Source organism: Okeania hirsuta (genome assembly GCF_003838195.1).
Lineage (GTDB): Bacteria > Cyanobacteriota > Cyanobacteriia > Cyanobacteriales > Microcoleaceae > Okeania > Okeania hirsuta.
Genome location: NZ_RCBY01000651.1, coordinates 1 through 805 on the forward strand (window position 1 = coordinate 1; position 805 = coordinate 805).

The 805-nt window shown below is 43.6% G+C and carries 1 protein-coding gene and 1 pseudogene; both read right to left on the reverse strand.

The window, feature by feature from the left end; all coding sequences use genetic code 11:
* Window positions 1-552: pseudogene (locus tag D5R40_RS40510) on the reverse strand (transposase family protein); the annotation flags it as partial.
* 19 nt (window positions 553-571) lie between these two features.
* On the reverse strand, window positions 572-712 hold the full coding sequence (locus D5R40_RS43400; protein WP_375339363.1) for a helix-turn-helix domain-containing protein: 141 nt from the start codon (window positions 710-712) through the stop codon (window positions 572-574).
* Window positions 713-805: the final 93 nt, after the last annotated feature.

Below are 805 nucleotides of genomic sequence, written 5' to 3' on the forward strand. Positions count from 1 at the left end.
AAATTCCAGAGTCCAGCCGCAGTGAACATGAAGCGATCGTCGCGCATCTTTAATGTGATTTCGATACAATCCTCTCCCTGCATTATATCTCTTCACGCCAGATATTGTATGTTCACATTTGACGCTAACGCTACTTTTCTCTCTATTGAAAAGTTTTTGTTCCTCAGTTAATTCCTTTCCTTTAGGTTTTTTCGTGGGAATTTTGATGTTGACGAATTCCTTCTGTAATCCCTGGAAACCCAAATCTACATGAATTTTCACTTCCAAAAAGCACAAAATCTACCAATTTTTCGCGCGTCCAACTGCCGAAGGCCCATGAACCTTGCCCTCTCTTGCTTTTGATAGGACGAGGACCCTTTTATCTGAGTCTGTCATGATCAGATGTTGACTCCTATGGCACTTTTTTTTACCTGAGTCATGATTTTTCTGCTTTTGCTGGTCTTTTGGACGCTGGATTGGCCGTTCCGTACCATCAATCATCACTTCTTTGGCAGATGGAAACCTGCCAATGAATTCTTCAATGCTTTGTAACTTACGTTCTGGTAAGGCCATTTTTTTCCCTAAAGCACTCTCAGGGCAACGGTTGTAGTCTTAACATCCAATAGTGTGCTCGGCTGCGGTGTAAGTCAAACAATATTCCTGCCACATCAAAGGTAGGGTAACACTTGAAGTAGAACAAGATAAAAAATAGCTTGTCTTTGGCCTCTAACAACCGCGCTTTTCTCCCTCCTCCTAAAGCTCGAACTCTAGGTTTTTGGCAAAAGAGCGTTCGCGGAGGGTGGCGGAGCGCCGTATCGCTTCCGAG